A 17867-nucleotide genomic window follows, 5' to 3' on the forward strand; every position below is an offset into this window, starting at 1 on the left:
CAAGTTGCACAACTCGCCTCTCTATGCCGCCATCGACCTCGGCTCCAACAGCTTTCACATGCTGGTGGTGCGCGAGGTTGCCGGCGCCCTGCGCACCGTCACCAAGGTCAAGCGCAAGGTTCGCCTCGCCGCCGGCCTGGATGCCGACTTCCGCCTCAATCGCGCCGCCATGGAGCGGGGCTGGGACTGTCTGCGCCTCTTCTCCGAGCAGTTGCAGGACATCCCGTCCGACAACATCCGGGTCGTCGGCACCGCCACCCTGCGCCTGGCCACCAACGTCGACGAGTTCCTGAGCGAAGCGGAACGGGTGCTCAACCACAGCATCGAGATCATCTCGGGCGAGGAAGAGGCCAAGACCATCTACGAGGGGGTCTCCTGGACCTCGGCCGGAGAAGGCAACCGGCTGGTGATCGACATCGGCGGCGCCAGCACCGAGCTGGTGATCGGCGAGCAGAGCGAGGCCAAGCTGCTCAACAGCCTGCACATGGGCTGCGTCACCTGGCTCAACAACCACTTCGGTGACGGCGAGCTCTCCGAGACCCGCTTCGAGCAGGCCATCACCGGCGCCAAGGCGGTACTGGAGAAGGTAGCGGAAGATTACCGCGCCCTCGGCTGGCGCACCTGCGTCGGCGCCTCCGGCACCGTCCAGGCGCTGCAGGAGATCATGCTGGCCCAGGGGAAGAGCGAGCGGGTCACGTTGCCGAAACTGCAGGAGCTGATGGGTCAGGCCATCGCCTGCGGCAGGCTGGATCAACTGCGGCTGGAAGGATTGGCCGCCGAGCGGCTGACCGTGTTCCCCTCCGGCCTCGCCATCCTGATCGCCATCTTCGAGACCCTCGGCATCGAGAGCATGACGCTGGCGGGTGGGGCGCTGCGCGAGGGGCTGATCTACGGTCTGCTCGGCAACAATCACGACTGTGACGCCCGGGATCGCACCGCCGACAGCCTGATCAGCCGCTACCAGCTGGACAAGGAACACGCCGAGCGGGTGCGCGACACCGCCATCCAGGCCTTCACCCAGTTGCAGCCAGCCTGGCGCCTCTCCAAGCGCTACGGTCGCCCGATCCTGCGCTACGCGGCCCTGCTACACGAGATCGGGCTCTGCATCGAGTACAAGAAGGCGCCGCAACACGCCGCCTACATCATCGACAACATCGACATGCCGGGCTTCACCCCGGCCCAGAAGAAGCTGCTGTCGGCCCTGCTGCTCAACCAGCGGGACGACTTCAAGCTGGAGCCGCTGGAGAAACAGGGCGCCGTGACGGCTCGCCAGGCGATCCGGCTGGCCCGCATCCTGCGCATCTCCCTGATCCTCTGCATGCGCCGCACCCAGGGTACAGTGCCCCAGTTCATGCTGCAGGCCGATGAGGATGCCCTGACCCTGACCCTGCCCAGAGGTTGGCTGGACGAACACTACCTGCGGGCCAGCGAGCTGCGCCTGGAAGTGGAGCGCCAGCAGAAGATGGGCTGGTCCACCCGCCTGCTGGAAGCCTGAACGGGCGCCCTGCGCCCGCTTCGCTTCTTTTCCCGCCCGTTCCGACAATCCCTTTCGCAGCCATCATTGGCGCCATTCAACGCCTTACCGTTGATTTTATTGTACTTTCAACCCAATTCCGGTTCTCCGCTCCCTCCTGCCATCTAGCCTGTGCCAGCGGCTCGGCTAGAGTTGAGTTGTCTCTCTCACAGGAACGGAAACCATGAAACATTTACCCCTGATAGCCCTGACTGCCCTGCTGACCGCCTGCGGTGGCGGCAGTGACGACAACAGCCAGCAGAATGCCGAAATGTCCCTGGCCTTCTCCGATGCCCCGGTGGATTCGGTCAGCAAGGTCTGCATCGCCGTCTCCAACATCAGCATCCACCCCGTCTCGGGGAGCGAGCTGGCCTGGACCACCGCCAGCTTCCTGACATCGGCCCAGGACGATGGCTGCACGCCGACGGGAGAGATCATCCCTCTGGACGCCTCAGGCCACCCCCTGTTCACCTATATCGATCTGCTGAAATACCCGGGCTCCAGCAGCCGCCCCCTGCTGGCCAGCCAGAGCGTGGTCCCCGGCGACTACAGCCAGATGCGGCTGCGGATCCTGGATGGCCGGGATGCAGGCAATCAATTCCCGGATGGCACACCCTACTCCTACGTCCTGCAGGATGACGGCGTGATCAAGCCGCTGGAGGTGCCGAGCAACGAGCTGAAGCTGGATGCCTTCACCATCGCCGCCAACGGCCTCAGCGCCTTCACCACAGAGTTCGACCTGCGCCACTCCATGGTGCTGCCGGGCCACGAGGAGCATTACAAGCTCAAGCCCAGAGGGGTGCGACTGGTGAACAACACCGAGGTCGCCACCGTCAGGGGCACGGTGGCGGCAGGGCTTTGCGGCGGCCAGCTCACCGACAAGGCCTTCGTCTACTTCTACGACGAACTGCGCCCTGTGGGGGATGACGCCTATCCCGACATGGCCGACCTCGACAACGGCTTCTACGCCAGCGCCCCCGTCGTTCCCCTGACGGGTGGTGGTTACGGCTACGAGCTGGGCTTCGTCAACCTCGGCAGCTACGACATGGTGCTGGTCTGCAACGGCGACGAGGATGATCCCGAGCTGGCCGGCGACCCGCTGCAGCTGGAGCAGGTGCTGAAGGCGCAGCCGGTGACGGCCCCTACCACCAGCATCAATTTCCAGTGACGGGCCTGGGGCCGAGGTAGGAGAAGCACCATGACAGGGTATCAACCCATCAGTTGCGACCTCTACGACTGGCTCGAGATCGCTGCCCGCTGGCAGCTGCCGGTCACCCTCACCGGTCGGGATGGCCGCCAGTGGGCAGACAGGATCCGCACCATCGAGGCCAGAGAAGGCGTCGAGTACCTGCTATTGCAAGGCGGCGAGCGCCTCAGCCTGGCGGATATGGCGAGTCTGGAGCTGCTCTGGCAGGGGGAAGAGAAGCGGATCCGCTTCTAGCCGCCGAGTGCGAACAACGAAAGAGGGCCCGCAGCGCGGGCCCTCTTGCTATCTGACACCTTGACTCAAGCGCGCTCGATTCAGCCCGCCGCCAGCGCCGCCATCACATAGACGTCGAAGCGGTTGCTCTTGGTCTCGATGGCCATGCTCGGCTTCTGCTCGTTGAGCCATCCCGCGTAGTCCGGCCGCTTCACCACCACCCGTTTCTCCGCCATCCTGAGCGCCGCCGGCAGCAGGGCGTCGGCGTCCAGATCCGCCCCCACCAGGGACTGGAACACCCGCATCTCCTTCTTCACCAGGGCCGACTTCTGCTTGTGGGGGAACATGGGATCCAGGTAGATGACCTCGGGCCGTTCGGTCAGCGCCAGCAGGGTCTCCACCGCCGGCCCGTGCAGCAGGTGCATCCGCTCGCGCACCCAGGGGCCTATCTCGGGATCCTGGCCCGCCCGCGCCAGGCCGTCCTGCAGCAGGGCCGCCACCACGGGGCTGCGCTCGATCAGGGTCACCCTGCAGCCGAGGGAGGCGAGCACGAAGGCGTCACGGCCGAGCCCGGCGGTGGCGTCCACCACGGTCGGCATGGCCCCCGACTTCAACCCCACCGCCTTGGCGATGGACTGGCCGCGCCCCCCGCCGAACTTGCGGCGATGGGCCACAGCCCCTTCGATGAAATCCACATAGACGGCCCCCAGCTTGGGCTCGTCCAGCTTGCGCAGCTCCAGCCGTGCCTCGGTCAGCACCAGCGCGAAGGGGGCCGGAAACTCCACCCCGGCCAGCCGCAGCCGCAGGGCGTCGAGCTCGCCATCGCGGGCGGGGACTTCACTGAAAACCTGAATATGGGGCATAACACGGACTCATCACGGCGCAGGAGCCGGCATGATAGCAGAAGCGGGAGATCAGCTCACCGTGGTCAGGTTCATCCCCTGACGGTTGAGGCCCAGGTACTCCACCAGATCGTCATAGGGCAGCGGACGGCTGAGCAGGTAGCCCTGGGTGAAGGCACAGCCCTTCAGGCAGAGGAAGTTCAGCTGCTCCCGGGTCTCCACCCCCTCGATCACCACCTGCATGCCGAGGTTGTGCACTATGTTGATGATGCCGTCGAGCAGCAGCCTGTCCTGCTCGTTGAAGGGGATGTGGCGCACGAAGGAGCGGTCGATCTTCACCAGATCCACCGGGAAGGTGCGCAGGTAGTTGAGGGCCGAGTAGCCGGTGCCGAAGTCGTCGATGGCCAGCTTGCAGCCCGCCTCGCGCAGGGCATCGATCCGCACCCTGTGCTGATCGCTGGTCTCCATCAGCAGGGACTCGGTGATCTCGATGATGATGTCCGCCGGGTCCAGGTTGAAGTGACGGATCACTCTGAGCCACTCGTTCGCCTCCGGATCGATCGTCTGGAACTCCAGGGTGGAGCGATTGATGGACATCTGCAGATCTGGGAAACCGGACTGCTGCAACCGCGCCAGATCCCGGCACGACTGCCACAGCACCAGGGCCCCCAGCCCCTGGATGAGCCCCGCCTCCTCCGCCAGCGGAATGAAGTCCGCCGGCGAGACCTGACCCCAGTGGGGGTGGTACCAGCGCACCAGGGCCTCCAGCTTGGCGACCCGGCCGCTGCGATTGTCCCAGATGGGCTGGTAGGCCATGGTCAGCTGCCCCAGCTTGATGGCCTCCGCCAGATCGCGCTGCATCTGGTGGCGCTGGCTCACCTCTTCCCGCATGGAGGCGTTGTAGGTGCCCAGGGGACGGCCATGCCGCTTGGCGACGAACAGGGCCTGCTCGGCATTGCGCAGCAGCTCGTCGCTGTCGCCGCCGTCGTTGGGGCAGAGGGTGATGCCCATGGTGGCCGTCACATAGAGGTGCTGGTTGGCCAGCATGAAGGGGCGGGCGAAGCCGCCGATCACCTGCTTGGCAAACACCTCGGCCTGGCGCCGGTTGACGATGCCGGGCACCAGGAAGGCAAACTCGTCGCCCCCGATACGGGCCACCAGATCCTCGGTGCGCACCCGGCTCACCAGCCGATCCGACACCTCCTTCAGCAGGGCGTCACCGACGTGGTGATCCATGCTGTTGTTGACCGCCTTGAAGTTGTTGAGATCCAGCACCATCAGGGCGAAGCGCTCGCCCCGCTCGCAGAAGCGGGTGAGGCAGCGGCCGAACAGCCAGCGGTTCGGCAGCCCGGTGAGGTTGTCGTAGTTCGCCTGGGCCGCGATCTTCTGCTCCGCCAGCTTGGTCTGGGAGAGATCGCTGAAGATGGCGATGTACTGGCTGATCCTGCCCCCTTCCCGCACGGCGCTGATCATCAGCTGCTGGGGATAGAGCTTGCCGTTCTTGCGCTTGTTCCACACCTCGCCGCGCCAGATCCCCACCCGCTCCAGGGCGTGGTACATGTCCGCGTAGAAGGTCTGATCGTGCAGCCCGGACTTGAGCATGCTGGGCCGCTGGCCGCAGGCCTCCTCCTCGCTGTAGCCGGTGATCTTCTCGAACGCCGGGTTCACCGAGATGATGCGGCTGTCGGCGTCGCACACCAGGATGGCCTCGGAGAGGTTGTCATAGACCCGGTGGGAGAGCTTGAGCTGCTCGGCATGGCGTCGGATGGGGTCGATGTTCTCCAGCACCACCATCAGGTAGTCGGGATGCATCTGCTCGTTGCGGATCAGGGTCACCGTCACCCGCCCCCAGAGTACGGAACCATCCCGGTGCAGGTAGCGCTTCTCCTGGGTAAACGCGGGACGCTCTCCCCGCTTGAGGGCGTCGTAGAGCGGAATGCTGGTCCGCCAGTCGTCCGGGTGGTTGATCTCGGCGACCGTGAGCCGCAGCAGCTCCTCCTGGCTGTAGCCCAGCATCTTCTCGATGGCCGGGTTGACCCAGAGGATATGCCCCGCCAGATCCAGCTTGCCAATCCCCACGGGGGCGTGGGACATCATGGTGTCCAGGAAGTGGGGATGGTCCGGGTTGTCCGCCTGGGCCGGCCCGCTCTGGCGTTCCTGCTGATACATCAGCGCCAGCTCGCGACCGGCGAGGGGGGCCAGCAGGCGCAGCAGCCCCATGATCTTGTCCATCCTGGGCATGGCCCGTTTGAACATGACGCTGCACAGCCCTATGGTCTCCCCTTCGGCGCTCTTCAGCGCGATGCCGGCATAGGCCCTGACCTCGCAGCGTTCCAGCACGGCCGCGTGGGGGAAGAGCTGCCGGGTGCGATCGCAAAACCAGGCCTCCCCCTGTTGCATGGCAATTTCGCCCGGGGTGCTGGCGAGGGGAAAGCTGTAGGAGTTGATGTCGAGGGAGGCGGGATAGGCGGCGTGCACGGTAAAAAACAACCCGGCCTGATCCTTGCCCGACACCAGGACGAAGTCAGCCCCGACCGCGTTGGCGATTTCACTCACAAAGGTATCGAAATATCCCTGACCACTCGAATGAGACAGGCTGGAGATGATTTGATAGACAGACTCGAGTGCTCGCCTCATGGCAAGGTTCTTTCTCTCCCGGCAAGGTAGAACCCGACTCTACTGAAGAGGCGGGGACAGTGCAAACATGCACTCTGCAAGATATTAAAAAGCCTTGGGAAAAGGGACCAAAAGGTCCCTTTTTCTCTCAAAAATCACGTTTTGATCCCACTATGCCGCAAATATGTACCTGCTTGAAACTCACCGGATCGGCGGGCAGCAGGGGCCCGCCGCTCCTGCCCGTCCGGCAAGCTGAAGGCCACTCAGGCCGCGATGCCGCTGTGGCGCAGCAGGGCATCCACCTGGGGCTCACGGCCACGGAAGGCGCGGAACAGCTCCATCGGCTCCTTCGAGCCCCCCTTCTCGAGAATGTGCTTCAGGAAGGACTGGCCGGTGACCGGGTTGAAGATCCCCTCTTCCTCGAAGCGGGAGAAGGCGTCGGCGGAGAGCACCTCGGCCCACTTGTAGCTGTAGTAGCCCGCCGCATAGCCGCCGGCGAAGATGTGGGAGAAGCTGTGCTGGAAGCGGTTGAACGCGGGGGGCGTCATCACCGCCACCTGGCTGCGCACCTGTGCCAGCAGCGCCGGGATCTGGTCCTGGCTGGCCGGGTCAAACTCCTGGTGCAGGCGGAAGTCGAACAGGGCGAACTCCAGCTGGCGCAGCATCTGCATGGCCGCCTGGAAGTTGCGGGCCGTCATCATCTTCTCCAGTAGATCCGCGGGCAGCGGCTCCCCTGTTTCATGATGACCGGAGATGAAGGCCAGGGCCTCGGACTCCCAGCACCAGTTCTCGAGGAACTGGCTCGGCAGCTCCACCGCGTCCCAGGCCACGCCGTTGATGCCGGCCACCCCGGCCACGTCGACCCGGGTCAGCATGTGGTGAATGCCGTGGCCGAACTCGTGGAACAGGGTGACCACTTCGTTATGGGTAAACAGTGCCGGCTTGCCATCCACCGGGCCGTTGAAGTTGCAGGTCAGGTAGGCCACCGGCTTTTGCAGCGAGCCGTCCTGACGGTAGCGACGACCGAGGCAGACGTCCATCCAGGCTCCCCCCTGCTTGTGCTCGCGGGCGTAGAGGTCGAGGTAGAAACTGCCGCGCAGCTCGTCATCGGCGTCGAAGATGTCGTAGAAGCGCACGTCCGGGTGCCAGGTGTCGATGCCGAGGCGCTCGCGCACCTTCATGCCGAACACCCGCCTGACCACCTCGAACAGCCCCTTCACCACCTTGCCGGCGGGGAAGTAGGGGCGCAGCTGCTCGTCGGAGATGGCGAACTTGTGCTGCTTGAGCTTCTCGGCGTAATAGGCGAGATCCCAGGCCGCCAGCTCGGTCTGACCGTGCTGTTCGGCGGCGAAGGCGCGGATCTCTTCGAGCTCCGCCTTGCCTTGCGGCAGGGACTTGGCCGCGAGATCCGTGAGGAAGGTCACCACCTGCTCGGGCTTGTCCGCCATCTTGGTGGCGAGCGACAGCTCGGCATAGTTGGCAAAGCCCAGCAGCCGGGCCAGCTCGCGGCGCAGGGCGAGCAGCTCGGTCATGATGGCGGAGTTGTCCCACTTGCCGGCGTTCGGTCCCTGGTCGGAGGCGCGGGTGGTGAAGGCCTCGTACAGCTCGGCGCGCAGGGCGCGGTTGTCGGCGTACATCATGACCGGCAGGTAGGAGGGGATGTCCAGGGTGAACAGCCACCCCTCCTTGCCCTTCAGTTCGGCCAACTGGCGGGCGGCGGCCTGTGCGCTCTGCGGCAGCCCGGCCAGTTCGGCCTCGTCGGTCACCAGCTTGCTCCAGCCCTGGGTCGCGTCCAGCACGTTGTTGCTGAACCGGGAGGCCAGCTCGGAGAGGCGGGCCTGGATCTCGCCGTAGCGCTGCTGCGCCTCGGCGGGCAGGCCGATGCCGGAGAGGCGGAAGTCGCGCAGGGTGTTCTGGATCTCCTTGCGCTGGGCATCGTCCAGCCGCGGGAAGTCGTCGCTCTCGGACAGCGCCAGATAGGCCTGATAGAGGCCTTCATGCTGGCCGACATAGGTCTGGAATTCGGAGAGCAGCGGCAGGCAGGCGTCGTGAGCCGCCCGCAGCGCCTCGCTGTTGAGTACGGCGTTGAGGTGGCTGACGGGCGACCAGATCCGGGAGAGGCGGTCATTGACCTCTTCCAGCGGCGCGATCAGGCTGTCCCAGGTGTGGGGTTCCTTCTGGGCCAGCACGTCCTCAATCTTCTGTTTGCAATCGGCGATGGCCTGCGTCACGGCAGGTTGCACCTGATCGGGCTGGATCTGGCTGAAGGGAGGCAGCGAGTCCATTGTCAGCAAAGGGTTAGTCATCTGCGGTACCTCTAAATGCTCTGCAGCCCCTGCCGTCCAGAAGCTTGCTTGGACCATCTAAGATGTAGGCAGAAACCCCATTTATCAAGCCTTTGCCGCCAAGAGACGGGCTCTTGCCCACTTTTTGAGGAAAACCGCTCACAAAATCACCGGCTCGCCCGCCAGAGACGACAATGCCGGCCCCGGGGCCGGCATTGTCCGCTCAGTCACGCCACATGATCAGCGCCGGGCGTCTTCCTGCAACCACTGGGCGACCCGCTTGGCGAAATAGGTGAGGATGCCGTCGGCACCGGCCCGCTTGAAGCAGAGCAGGGACTCCAGCACGCACTCCTTCTCCTTCAGCCAGCCGTTCTGGATGGCGGCCATGTGCATGGCGTACTCGCCGCTCACCTGATAGGCGAAGGTGGGCACCCCGAACTGATCCTTGACCCGGCGGATCACGTCCAGATAGGGCATGCCCGGCTTGACCATGACGCTGTCGGCCCCTTCGGCGATGTCGAGGGCCACCTCGTGCAGGGCCTCGTCGCCGTTGGCCGGGTCCATCTGGTAGGTGGCCTTGTTGCTCTTGCCGAGGTTGGCGGCGGAGCCCACGGCATCGCGGAACGGGCCGTAGTAGTGGGAGGCGTACTTGGCGGAGTAGGCCATGATCTGGACGTTGACGAAGCCGTTCTCCTCAAGCGCAGCCCGGATGGCACCGATACGACCGTCCATCATGTCGGACGGCGCGACGATATCGGCACCCGCAGCGGCGTGGGAGAGCGCCTGCTTCACCAGGATCTCGGTGGTGATGTCGTTCATCACATAGCCTTCATCGTCGATGATGCCGTCCTGACCGTGGGTGGTGAAGGGATCCAGCGCCACGTCCGTGATGACCCCGAGCTCGGGGAAGCGGGCCTTGAGGGCACGGGTGGCACGCTGGGCCAGGGCATCCGGGTTGTAGGCCTCTTCCGCCATCAGGCTCTTTCGCGCCAGCGGTGTCACCGGGAACAGGGCCACCGCTGGCACGCCGAGGGCCACCAGTTCGGCGGCCTCTTCGAGCAGCAGATCGATGGAGAGGCGATCCACCCCAGGCATGGAGGCGACGGCCTCACGCTGCCCTTCCCCCTCCAGCACGAACACCGGATAGATGAGATCGTCGACGGTCAGCGTATGCTCGCGCACCAGACGGCGGCTGAAATCATGTTTGCGCACCCGGCGCAGGCGACGACCCGGGAAGGCCCCCGGAAGAGTTGTGGCCATGAATCACTCCAAAAGCGGAAGTTGGAAGAATGCGGCGGAGGTGGCCCGGGTATGGGCCAGCAAGGCCTCGGGCGCTTCACCACGGCAGGCCGCCACCACCTGGGCGATGTGCGGCAAGAAAGCGGGTTCGTTGCGTTTGGGCCTGGGTTTCAGATCCCGCGGCACCAGGTAGGGGGCGTCCGTCTCTATCATCAGGCGTCCGGCCGGGATGCGGGCCACCTGCTCGCGCAGCAGCTGGCCACGGCGCTCGTCGCAGAGCCAGCCGGTCACCCCGATGTGCAGCCCCAGCGCCAGGCACTGGTCCAGCTCGGCGTCGGTGCCGGTGAAGCAGTGCAGCACGGCCCCCGGCAGGCGGGGCAGCCAGGGACGCAGGATCTCGACGAAACGGGCGTGGGCGTCCCGGCAGTGCAGAAACACCGGCATCCCGAGCTCGGCGGCCAGGGCCAGCTGGGCGTCGAACACCGCGTCCTGCACCGGACGGGGGGAGAAGTCGCGGTTGTAGTCGAGACCGCACTCGCCGATGGCCACCACCTGGGGCAGGGCCGCCAGCTCGCGCAAGGCGGGCAGGGTGGCCTCATCGACGCCCTTGGCATCGTGGGGATGCACCCCGGCGGTGGAGAAGCAGTAGCCCGGCCAGCGGGTGGCAAGCGTGGCGCTCTCCCGGCTGCCGACCAGATCCGTGCCGGTCAGGATCAGCGCCTCCACCCCGGCGGCACGGGCGCGGGCCACCAGGTCGGCCTGCTCGCCGGCAAACTGGCTGCTGGTCAGGTTCAAACCGATGTCGATCATGGGCTCATGGGTTCCGAACAGAAGAGATGCATATCAGGTATTTGAAAACCATCTACTCGATGGGGCCTTACCATACGCCTCGAAGGGGGGCATGAAAAGAGGAAGGGAGCCTCAGCTCCCCTCTTCCGGTTGTTCCTGATCCTGCTCGTCTTCTTTCTTCACGTAGAAGCGGGCGAAGAACAGGCCTATCTCCCACAGGCCCCACATGGGGATCGCGAGCAGGGTCTGGGAGAAGACATCCGGCGGCGTCAACAGCATGCCGACCACGAAGACCCCGACGATGACGTAGGGGCGCTTCTCCTTCAGGCTCTTGGGGGTGGTGATCCCGGTCCAGCACAGCAGTATGGTGGCCACCGGGATCTCGAACGCCACCCCGAACGCGAAGAACAGGGTCAGCACGAAGTCCAGGTAGCTCGCGATGTCGGTCGCCACCGTCACCCCGGCTGGGGCGGTACTGGTGAAAAAGCCGAACACCAGGGGGAACACCACGTAGTAAGCGAACGCCATCCCCGCGTAGAAGAGCACCGCGCTGGAGGCCACCAGGGGCAGGATCAGACGGCGCTCGTGCTGGTACAGACCGGGGGCGATGAAGGCCCAGGCCTGATAGAGCAGATAGGGGATCGCCACGAAGAAGGAGACCATCAGGGTCAGCTTGATGGGCGTGATGAAGGGGGTCGCCACATCCGTCGCTATCATGCTGGTGCCTGCCGGCAGCTGGCTGAGCAGCGGCTGGGCCACGAAGTCGTAGATGTCGTTGGAGAAGTAGATCAGCGCGATGAACACCAGCAGTATGGCCACGACCGACCGCAGCAGACGGGTTCTCAGCTCCACCAGATGGCTGATGAGGGGTTGCTCGGCCTGGCTCATGGCTTCACCTCCCCTTTGGCCGCGGACTCGCTGGCGGTCTCAGGTGCCCTCTCTCGCTGGCTGTTGACCGGTGGCACCTCTGGGGTCGCGGGCACTGCGACCGGGGTAGCCGGCTCAGCCTGAGGGGCAGGCTCCTGAGGCGGACGGATCTCGTTCTCCCCCTGATAGGGGCGATTCACCGACTGGGCCGCCGCCTTGAGCTGTTCGATGGACTCCTGCAGCTCTGGGCTCAGGTTGTTCATCTGCAACCGCTCCGCCTTCTTCAGATCGTTGTGCAGCTCCTGCAGCTTGAGCTCCTGCTCCAGCTCGCTCTTGACCGAGTTGGCGGTGCTGCGGATCAGCCTGATCCAGTGGCTGGCGGTGCGGATCGCGACCGGCAGCCGCTCCGGCCCCAGCACAACCAGCGCCACCACGCCGATGACGACCAGCTCCCAAAAACCGATGTCGAACATGGCTTAGGCCTGGTCTTTGTCTTTCTGCTTGGCGGGATCGCCGCTCTGGCTGGCCGTTTCGTTGAGCTGCTTCGGCGGGAACTCGGCGTCCTTCTGCTCCGGCTTCACCTCGCCCGGCTCATCGGAGAGCGCCTTCTTGAACCCCTTGACCGCCGCGCCCAGATCGCCGCCGATACCGCGCAGCTTCTTGGTGCCAAACAACAGCACGACGATGACTGCGATGATCAACAACTGCCAAATACTGATACCACCCATGACTTTCTCTCCGGATAGGCGCCCGATGGCGCAGTGTGTTTAATGGGAACGGGCTCGCAACCAACCCAGCAGCCAGCATAACCCGGCGCCGGCGAGGCTGATTTGTCCCCACTCAATGTGTTGTTTCTGGGTCAGCAAGAATACACCCGCGAGCAGCAGGCTGGCTCCAACCCCTAAGAGGTAGCGGGCCTGCCCCTGGCGACGGCTGTGGCGACGGAAATCGGCGAACATCTGGTCGAAGTGATGCTGCTGGTGACGGGCCTGGCGCAGGGTCTCGTAGACCAGCTCCGGCAGCTCCGGCAGCTTCTCCGCCCAGAACGGCGCCTTCTCCCTGATGGCATTCCACACCGCCTTGGGGCCGACCTGCTGGTGCATCCAGTTTTCCAGATAGGGCTTGGCGGTCTGCCACAAGTCCAGCTGGGGATAGAGCTGGCGCCCCAGCCCCTCCACATAGAGCAGGGTCTTCTGCAGCAGCACCAACTGCGGCTGTACCTGCATGTTGAAGCGGCGGGCGGTGTTGAACAGGTTCAGCAGCACGTGGCCGAAGGAGATCTCGGAGAGCGGCTTCTCGAAGATGGGCTCCAGCACGGTGCGGATGGCGAACTCGAACTCGTCCACCTTGGTATCGGGCGGCACCCAGCCTGACTCCACGTGCAGCTGGGCGACCCGCTGGTAGTCTCGGTTGAAGAAGGCGAGGAAGTTCTCCGCCAGGTAGCGCTTGTCTTCCCGGTTCAGGGTGCCGACGATGCCGCAGTCGATGCCGATCCAGAGCGGGTTTTCAGGGTGTTCATAGGAGACGAAGATGTTGCCCGGGTGCATGTCGGCGTGGAAGAAGCTGTCGCGAAACACCTGGGTGAAGAAGACCTCCACCCCGCGTTCGGCCAGCAGCTTCATATTGGTACCATTCGCCTCGAGGGCTTCGATGTCGGACACCGGGATGCCGTAGATGCGCTCCATCACCAGCACCTGTTCACGGCAGTGATCCGTGTACACCTCGGGCACATAGAGCGCCTCCGAGCCGGTGAAGTTGCGGCGCAGCTGGATGGCGTTGGCCGCCTCCCGCATCAGGTTCAGCTCGTCGAGGATGGTCTTGCGATACTCCTCCACCACCTCGACGGGACGCAGCCGGGCGCTCTGGGGCACGAAGCGGGCCACCAGGCGGGCCAGAGCCTGCATCAGGCGCAGGTCGGCGTCGATGACGGGCTCGATGTCGGGGCGGATCACCTTGATGACGATCTCGCGGCCATTTTCCTTCAGCCGGGCGGTGTGCACCTGGGCGATGGAGGCCGACGCCAGCGGCGTCTCGTCGAAGTCATCGAACAGGGTCTCGATGGGGCATCCCAGGCTCGCCTCTATCTGGCGACGGGCAGCCTGGCCACAGAAGGGGGGCACCCTGTCCTGCAGCAGCGCCAGCTCCTCGGCGATGTCCGGTGGCAGCAGATCGCGGCGGGTAGAGAGCATCTGGCCGAATTTGATGAAGATGGGGCCCAGGGCCTCGAAAGCGAGGCGGATGCGGGCACCACGGCTGAGGTCCGGCTGCTTGTTCTTGAGCCAGAACAGGCTGCGACGGGCCAGACGGCCCGGCCAGGGCTGGTAGCGGGCAGGCACCAGCTCGTCGATGCCCTGCTCCAGCAGGATGCTGACGATGCGATAGAGGCGTTTGAACTCCTTCGGGGTCATCAGCTCACCTGTTGCTCGAGGCGGGCCAGCCGCAACTCGACCGCCTTCATCTGCTGGGCCAGCACCTCGACGTCGTCGTTGAAGCTTGCCACTTCCAGCGGGCCGGGGGCGAGTCGCGCCTCCTCGGTCAGGTATTCCGCCAGCTGTCGCTGGCTGCGGCACAGCTCGCGCCCCACCAGACGGCGGGCCTGACGGGCACCGCCACACAGGGTGTGGGCCAGCACGTCGCCGGTGTAGCGGGAGAGCTCCTCTTCCCAGTCGATGTCCAGCTCCCCCAGCAGGGTGCTGAACGCCTGCACCAGCTGGGGATCGCCGCTCAGATCCAGCTTCTCCTCGCGAATGTAGCGAGTCAGGGCAGACGGGTCCTTGAGCAGACCGAGAGCGGTGAGCGACAGGCTCAGGACCGCATCGGCCTCCCCCTCATAACGGGCCAGCACATCCAGCCGGCGCTCGGAGAAGACAAACCAGAGCGGCTTGAGCTCGCGCAGCTCCAGCTTGAGCACCCTGCCCGCCAGTTTGCGCAGCCGCTCCGGACTCCGCTTGTCGAGGGACAGCAACTGGTTGAGGCTGGTTTCGATCACTGCGGTGACCATGGCATCCATCGGCATAGGCGACCTTAAAACTTGTAACCGCGGTGCAGGGCGACCACACCCTGGGTCAGGTTGTAGAACTCTACCTGCTCGAACCCGACCTGCTCCATCATGCCCGCCAGGGTCTGCTGATCCGGGTGCATGCGGATGGACTCTGCCAGATACTGGTAGCTTTCCCCGTCATTCGCGACGATTTCGCCCATTTTCGGCAACAGTTTGAAGGAGTAGAGGTCATAGAGCTTGGCGATCACTTCGCTCTCCGGCTTGGAGAACTCCAGCACCAGCAGGCGACCGCCCGGCTTGAGCACCCGAAACATGGAGGCGAGCGCCTTGTCCTTGTCGGTGACGTTGCGAAGGCCGAAGCCGATGGTGATGACGTCGAAGTGGTTGTCCGGGAAGGGGAGCGCCTCGGCATTGGCCTGCACATAGGAGACATTGTTGGCCACTCCCAGGTTGCGCAGCTTGTCACGACCCACCTTGAGCATGGAGTCGTTGATGTCTGCCAGTACCACCTGACCGGTCTCGCCCACGATGCGGGAGAACTTGGCGGTCAGATCGCCGGTGCCGCCGGCCAGATCCAGCACCTTCTGGCCCTTGCGCACGCCGGAACAGTCGATGGTGAAGCGCTTCCACAGGCGGTGAATGCCGAACGACATCAGATCGTTCATCAGATCATACTTGGCTGCCACCGAATGGAAGACACCGGCGACCAGGGTTTCCTTCTCGGTCGCGGCCACGGTTTTATAGCCAAAATGCGTAGTACTAGTCTGTTCCGACATCCCTCAAATACCCATAGAGCAAAGAATGGCCGCCAGTTTACCAGAGCCGCCAGCGTCCGGACACCTCAAACCCGGCTCGCCACCAATTGCATCCCCAGCACGACCATGGCCAGGCAGAGGAACAGATTGAGGCCGATATTGAGCAGCGCCTTGACGTAGGCACCGTGCTGGGCCAGCACCACTGTATCCAGGGCGAAGGAGGAGAAGGTGGTCAGGGCACCGAGGATGCCCACCATGAGCAGCGGCTTCATCGGGTGTTCCACCACGTGACCATGGCTGATGAGGGCATAGGCCACCCCCATGATGAAGGACCCCACCACGTTGACCACCAGGGTGCCATAGGGGAAGTGGCGTCCCAGCAGCCAGGCCATCAGCTCGGCGATGCCAAAACGCAGGCAGGCGCCGATGGCGCCACCGGCCGCAACAAATAACCAGGTTTGCATGGAAAAGGCTCCAATAGTATCGGGTCGCTATTATGCAAAATGCCGGCCGTCGGGGACAGCCGGGCAATTAATCGGCGCGGTCGGCCCGCCTCAGCGACGAAAGTCGATCGGCTCGCTCCGTGCCAAATGGAGTGACGTCTGGGCCGGGCGGGTTTCGGCGATCACCTTGCCGTGGCGAATGGAGTAGCGCACCGGCACCTGACGGCGCACCGCATCGAAGCCGCTTTCCGCGGGCAGGATCAGCAGGTTGGCCGGTTTTCCTATTTCGATGCCGTAGCGATCCTGCACGTTCAGGGTGCGGGCACTGTGGCAACTGATCAGCTTGAGGCTGTCATTGATCTGCTCGTAACCCATGATCTGGCAGACATGCAGCCCCATGTGCAGCACCTGCAACATGTTGGCCGTCCCCATGGGATACCAGGGATCGAACACGTCGTCGTGGCCGAAGCAGACGTTGATGTTTGCCTCCAGCATCTCCTTCACCCGGGTGATGCCGCGGCGCTTGGGATAGCTGTCGAAGCGCCCCTGCAAATGGATGTTCACCAGCGGATTGGCGACGAAATTGATGTCCGCCATCCTCAGCAGCCGAAACAGGCGGGAGGCATAGGCCCCGTTGTAGGAGTGCATGGCGGTGGTGTGGCTGGCGGTGACTCTATGGCCGATGCCGCGCTCGTAAGCCAGGGTTGCCAGCGTCTCGATAAAGCGGGACTGCTCGTCGTCGATCTCGTCGCAGTGCACATCCACCAGAACCTGATACTTCTCTGCAAGATCGAAGACATAGTGCAGACTTTCGACCCCATATTCCCGGGTGAACTCGAAATGGGGGATGGCGCCAATCACGTCGGCACCCAGCTTGAGCGCCTCCTCCAGCAGCGCCTTGCCGTTGGGGTAGGAGAGGATCCCCTCCTGGGGGAAGGCCACGATCTGCAGCTCCACCCACTCTTTCATCTCCTCTCGCACTTCCAACATGGCCTTCAGGGCCACCAGATTGGGGTCGGATACATCCACGTGGGTACGAACGAACTGGATGCCGTTGGCAATCTGCCACTTCAGCGTCTGGATGGCGCGCCGCTTCACATCCTCATGGGTGAGCAACGCCTTGCGCTCGGCCCAGCGCTCTATCCCCTCGAACAGGGTGCCGGAGAGATTCCAGCTCGGCTCACCCGCCGTCTGGGTGGTATCGAGGTGAATGTGAGGTTCGATAAAGGGAGCCATCACCAGCCCCCCCTCCCCATCCAGCTCCCGGGTCGAGAGGAGCATCTGGCTCATTGGCGCCATGGTCCGGATCAGACCATCCTGACAGAGGATCTGCCATACCCCCTCCCTGCCGGCCAGACGCACATTCTTTATCAGCATTCTTTTCCCCTTCGAAAGACCGATTGCCTTTGCCAATCCACAACTTAGCTCGGATCAATTTAATAGAAAAGCGGTCACTCAGAAGACATATGGGGCTGATAGCCTTGATCAAGGGCAACGAGGAAGGGAGTGCACCGGGATGAAAGCAGGATTGACCGAGATCGGCAGCGCAAGCTTGTTTCACGAGTATCTGCAGACGCTGGGCATCAGCAAGCCGCCGTTGACCTCGATAGAGAAGCAGTGGGAATACAAGCGCGATGAACGACTGGTGGCTGCCATCCAGATAGAAGCGTCGGGACAGCCCCGTTTCTACCTGGATGCCAGGCAGATATCGATGAATTGAAGAAGGCAGAAACAAAAAAGCCTCCCGATTGGGAGGCTTTAATATTTAATGGTGCTGATACCCAGAATCGAACTGGGGACCTCATCCTTACCAAGGATGCGCTCTACCGACTGAGCCATATCAGCACACTAACCGGTAAAGACCACGCTGGGCGTAATCTTGAAATTGGGTGCCTGGCAGTGTCCTACTCTCGCATGGCGAATGCCACACTACCATCGGCGCTACAGCGTTTCACTTCTGAGTTCGGCATGGGGTCAGGTGGTTCCACTGCGCTATTGCCGCCAGGCAAAATCTTCAATCTGAAAAAGCTGATTTAATTCTTCGTTCTCGGTATCTGCTACAAGCCTTCGAACACTTCTTGGGTGTTGTATGGTTAA

The 17867-nt window shown here is 63.7% G+C and carries 17 protein-coding genes, 1 tRNA gene and 1 rRNA gene; 4 read left to right on the forward strand and 15 right to left on the reverse strand.

Features of this window, described 5'->3' with window-relative positions; genetic code table 11:
- The first annotated feature begins 4 nt into the window (after positions 1-4).
- The 3 genes from gppA (at position 5) to BN1132_RS18040 (ending at position 2954) form a co-directional block, all read left to right on the forward strand.
- On the forward strand, positions 5-1495 hold the full coding sequence (gene gppA / locus BN1132_RS18030) for a guanosine-5'-triphosphate,3'-diphosphate diphosphatase (RefSeq protein WP_042079209.1): 1491 nt from the start codon (positions 5-7) through the stop codon (positions 1493-1495).
- Positions 1496-1697: 202 nt separating this feature from the next.
- Complete coding sequence (locus tag BN1132_RS18035) at positions 1698-2681, forward strand: DUF4382 domain-containing protein (protein ID WP_042079210.1); 984 nt, start codon at positions 1698-1700, stop codon at positions 2679-2681.
- Between the two features lie 30 nt (positions 2682-2711).
- Positions 2712-2954, forward strand: coding sequence for a Rho-binding antiterminator (locus tag BN1132_RS18040; RefSeq protein WP_042079211.1), 243 nt, complete (start codon positions 2712-2714; stop codon positions 2952-2954).
- An 80-nt stretch (positions 2955-3034) separates the two neighbouring features.
- On the opposite strand, the gene BN1132_RS18045 is transcribed toward BN1132_RS18040, so the two are convergent.
- From BN1132_RS18045 to BN1132_RS18105, 13 genes are all read right to left on the reverse strand, one after another.
- A complete protein-coding gene (locus BN1132_RS18045; RefSeq protein ID WP_411914129.1) occupies positions 3035-3796 on the reverse strand; it encodes a class I SAM-dependent methyltransferase in 762 nt (253 codons plus the stop codon).
- Between the two features lie 51 nt (positions 3797-3847).
- Positions 3848-6412 (reverse strand): sensor domain-containing phosphodiesterase, encoded by a 2565-nt coding sequence (locus BN1132_RS18050; protein ID WP_042079212.1) that lies wholly within the window; start codon positions 6410-6412, stop codon positions 3848-3850.
- Positions 6413-6654: 242 nt separating this feature from the next.
- Entirely contained in the window at positions 6655-8697 is a 2043-nt protein-coding gene (prlC, locus tag BN1132_RS18055) for an oligopeptidase A (protein WP_042079213.1), read from the reverse strand.
- A 219-nt stretch (positions 8698-8916) separates the two neighbouring features.
- Positions 8917-9936 carry a porphobilinogen synthase gene (gene hemB, locus BN1132_RS18060; protein ID WP_042079214.1) on the reverse strand — a complete coding sequence of 340 codons (1020 nt, stop codon included), beginning with the start codon at positions 9934-9936 and terminating at the stop codon, positions 8917-8919.
- Positions 9937-9939: 3 nt separating this feature from the next.
- Positions 9940-10725 carry a TatD family hydrolase gene (locus BN1132_RS18065; RefSeq protein ID WP_042079215.1) on the reverse strand — a complete coding sequence of 262 codons (786 nt, stop codon included), beginning with the start codon at positions 10723-10725 and terminating at the stop codon, positions 9940-9942.
- A 111-nt stretch (positions 10726-10836) separates the two neighbouring features.
- Entirely contained in the window at positions 10837-11592 is a 756-nt protein-coding gene (tatC, locus tag BN1132_RS18070; protein ID WP_042079216.1) for a twin-arginine translocase subunit TatC, read from the reverse strand.
- Positions 11589-12044, reverse strand: coding sequence for a Sec-independent protein translocase protein TatB (gene tatB, locus BN1132_RS18075; RefSeq protein ID WP_042079217.1), 456 nt, complete (start codon positions 12042-12044; stop codon positions 11589-11591). The genes tatC and tatB overlap by 4 nt, the downstream gene beginning before the upstream one ends.
- Positions 12045-12047: 3 nt before the next feature.
- Positions 12048-12299, reverse strand: coding sequence for a Sec-independent protein translocase subunit TatA (gene tatA / locus BN1132_RS18080; protein ID WP_042079218.1), 252 nt, complete (start codon positions 12297-12299; stop codon positions 12048-12050).
- A 39-nt stretch (positions 12300-12338) separates the two neighbouring features.
- Positions 12339-13979 carry a ubiquinone biosynthesis regulatory protein kinase UbiB gene (ubiB, locus tag BN1132_RS18085; RefSeq protein WP_042079219.1) on the reverse strand — a complete coding sequence of 547 codons (1641 nt, stop codon included), beginning with the start codon at positions 13977-13979 and terminating at the stop codon, positions 12339-12341.
- On the reverse strand, positions 13979-14587 hold the full coding sequence (locus tag BN1132_RS18090) for a ubiquinone biosynthesis accessory factor UbiJ (RefSeq protein ID WP_042079220.1): 609 nt from the start codon (positions 14585-14587) through the stop codon (positions 13979-13981). Before BN1132_RS18090 ends, ubiB begins: the two co-directional genes overlap by 1 nt.
- Positions 14588-14595: 8 nt before the next feature.
- Positions 14596-15348, reverse strand: a complete 753-nt coding sequence (ubiE, locus tag BN1132_RS18095) for a bifunctional demethylmenaquinone methyltransferase/2-methoxy-6-polyprenyl-1,4-benzoquinol methylase UbiE (protein WP_042079221.1) — start codon at positions 15346-15348, stop codon at positions 14596-14598.
- Between the two features lie 65 nt (positions 15349-15413).
- Positions 15414-15791 carry a fluoride efflux transporter CrcB gene (crcB, locus tag BN1132_RS18100; RefSeq protein ID WP_042079222.1) on the reverse strand — a complete coding sequence of 126 codons (378 nt, stop codon included), beginning with the start codon at positions 15789-15791 and terminating at the stop codon, positions 15414-15416.
- Positions 15792-15881: 90 nt separating this feature from the next.
- Positions 15882-17147, reverse strand: coding sequence for a cytosine deaminase (locus BN1132_RS18105; RefSeq protein ID WP_042079223.1), 1266 nt, complete (start codon positions 17145-17147; stop codon positions 15882-15884).
- Between the two features lie 139 nt (positions 17148-17286).
- Between BN1132_RS18105 and BN1132_RS18110 the strand changes: the two genes are divergently transcribed.
- The gene (locus tag BN1132_RS18110) at positions 17287-17490 is read left to right on the forward strand and encodes a hypothetical protein (protein WP_042079224.1); all 204 of its coding nucleotides are present in this window, start codon (positions 17287-17289) and stop codon (positions 17488-17490) included.
- Positions 17491-17539: 49 nt separating this feature from the next.
- On the opposite strand, the gene BN1132_RS18115 is transcribed toward BN1132_RS18110, so the two are convergent.
- Both BN1132_RS18115 and rrf read right to left on the reverse strand, forming a co-directional pair.
- A tRNA-Thr gene (locus BN1132_RS18115) sits at positions 17540-17615 on the reverse strand.
- 46 nt (positions 17616-17661) lie between these two features.
- Positions 17662-17776, reverse strand: a 5S ribosomal RNA gene (gene rrf, locus BN1132_RS18120).
- Positions 17777-17867: the final 91 nt, after the last annotated feature.

Source organism: Aeromonas sanarellii (genome assembly GCF_000820085.1).
In the GTDB taxonomy this organism is placed as follows: Bacteria; Pseudomonadota; Gammaproteobacteria; order Enterobacterales; family Aeromonadaceae; genus Aeromonas; species Aeromonas sanarellii.

What these genes read in the sequence shown, in the direction of transcription:
- BN1132_RS18105 (WP_042079223.1), bottom strand. Translation starts at nt 17,147, where the DNA reads ATGCTGATAAAGAATGTGCGTCTGGCCGGCAGGGAGGGGGTATGGCAG.
- tatA (WP_042079218.1), bottom strand. Translation starts at nt 12,299, where the DNA reads ATGGGTGGTATCAGTATTTGGCAGTTGTTGATCATCGCAGTCATCGTC.
- tatC (WP_042079216.1), bottom strand. Translation starts at nt 11,592, where the DNA reads ATGAGCCAGGCCGAGCAACCCCTCATCAGCCATCTGGTGGAGCTGAGA.
- ubiB (WP_042079219.1), bottom strand. Translation starts at nt 13,979, where the DNA reads ATGACCCCGAAGGAGTTCAAACGCCTCTATCGCATCGTCAGCATCCTG.
- ubiE (WP_042079221.1), bottom strand. Translation starts at nt 15,348, where the DNA reads ATGTCGGAACAGACTAGTACTACGCATTTTGGCTATAAAACCGTGGCC.
- BN1132_RS18050 (WP_042079212.1), bottom strand. Translation starts at nt 6,412, where the DNA reads ATGAGGCGAGCACTCGAGTCTGTCTATCAAATCATCTCCAGCCTGTCT.
- BN1132_RS18035 (WP_042079210.1), top strand. Translation starts at nt 1,698, where the DNA reads ATGAAACATTTACCCCTGATAGCCCTGACTGCCCTGCTGACCGCCTGC.
- prlC (WP_042079213.1), bottom strand. Translation starts at nt 8,697, where the DNA reads ATGACTAACCCTTTGCTGACAATGGACTCGCTGCCTCCCTTCAGCCAG.
- tatB (WP_042079217.1), bottom strand. Translation starts at nt 12,044, where the DNA reads ATGTTCGACATCGGTTTTTGGGAGCTGGTCGTCATCGGCGTGGTGGCG.
- BN1132_RS18110 (WP_042079224.1), top strand. Translation starts at nt 17,287, where the DNA reads ATGAAAGCAGGATTGACCGAGATCGGCAGCGCAAGCTTGTTTCACGAG.
- BN1132_RS18045 (WP_411914129.1), bottom strand. Translation starts at nt 3,796, where the DNA reads ATGCCCCATATTCAGGTTTTCAGTGAAGTCCCCGCCCGCGATGGCGAG.
- BN1132_RS18040 (WP_042079211.1), top strand. Translation starts at nt 2,712, where the DNA reads ATGACAGGGTATCAACCCATCAGTTGCGACCTCTACGACTGGCTCGAG.
- crcB (WP_042079222.1), bottom strand. Translation starts at nt 15,791, where the DNA reads ATGCAAACCTGGTTATTTGTTGCGGCCGGTGGCGCCATCGGCGCCTGC.
- BN1132_RS18065 (WP_042079215.1), bottom strand. Translation starts at nt 10,725, where the DNA reads ATGATCGACATCGGTTTGAACCTGACCAGCAGCCAGTTTGCCGGCGAG.
- BN1132_RS18090 (WP_042079220.1), bottom strand. Translation starts at nt 14,587, where the DNA reads ATGCCGATGGATGCCATGGTCACCGCAGTGATCGAAACCAGCCTCAAC.
- hemB (WP_042079214.1), bottom strand. Translation starts at nt 9,936, where the DNA reads ATGGCCACAACTCTTCCGGGGGCCTTCCCGGGTCGTCGCCTGCGCCGG.